At 26.7% G+C, this 974-nt stretch carries 1 protein-coding gene; it reads left to right on the top strand.

From position 1 onward, the window contains the following. Positions 1-49 precede the first annotated feature (49 nt). On the top strand, positions 50-974 hold a 925-nt coding region (locus tag CD122_RS11595), incomplete at its 3' end, for an MFS transporter (protein ID WP_338064065.1).

Genomic DNA, 974 nt, shown 5'->3' with positions numbered 1-974 from the left:
ATATATTCTAATATACTCGAATATTGTATGTTTTTTAACTGCTATATCTATGTATGTCTTTATTGATAACATAAATATAATGGCATTTTTTTTACTAATTTTTGTTATAAGTTCTGTTATGATATTTTCCGGAATCGCATTCTTTTCTTACGTACCTATTATTGTTGAAAAAGATAATATTAAATCGGCAAATTATCAACTTGAGATTAGTAATAGTATAATTCAATCAATTGGCCCGGCCATAGGTGGACAAATTGCGGCGTTATTCAAAACATCCATTTTAGTATTGATTGATGGTATTTCCTTTTTGATAAGTGGATTGTTACATTTTCTTATCCCAAGCAATAAAGAAGTACTTGATTACAAAGAAAATGAAAGCTATTTTAAAAGCATTTCACGGGGTTATAAATATGTATGGAGTAATTTATTATTAAAAACTTTACTAATTAGTTACTCAGTTCTCGTTTTATCTATTGGTATATTTCAGTCGTTACAAATATATTACTTATCAAAAGATTTGCATTTAAATACGTTTACAATTGGTCTAATCTTATCTTTAGGAAATATTGGAATGATATTTAGTGCTTTCTTATCTAAATTCATATCTAATAAATTAGGAGATTTAGTTACCATTGCATTATCTTTATTCTGTTATTTTTTAGGATTCATTTTGTATTTTCTAGCTAAGGACACTACATATTTATTAATATTTTTTGGGCAAACACTAATAAGTTTTGCTTTGCCTTTGTACAATGTTTGTGTGCTTTCTATAAGACAGACAATTATTCCAAATGAATTACTAGGAAGAACCACTTCTATATGGAGACTGGCAGGGAAAGGATTAATCCCTTTAGGATCATTGCTTGCTGCTTTTCTTTCATTATATGTAAATGTAGAATATTTAATGCTTATAGCAGGATTAATTTCGTTAATTAGCGTTTTTATAATCATAAATAAAAAAAGATTACTAAAGA

The organism is Staphylococcus rostri (assembly GCF_002902145.1).
GTDB classification, from domain to species: domain Bacteria; phylum Bacillota; class Bacilli; order Staphylococcales; family Staphylococcaceae; genus Staphylococcus; species Staphylococcus rostri.
This window is presented reverse-complemented; position numbering and strand designations above follow the sequence as displayed.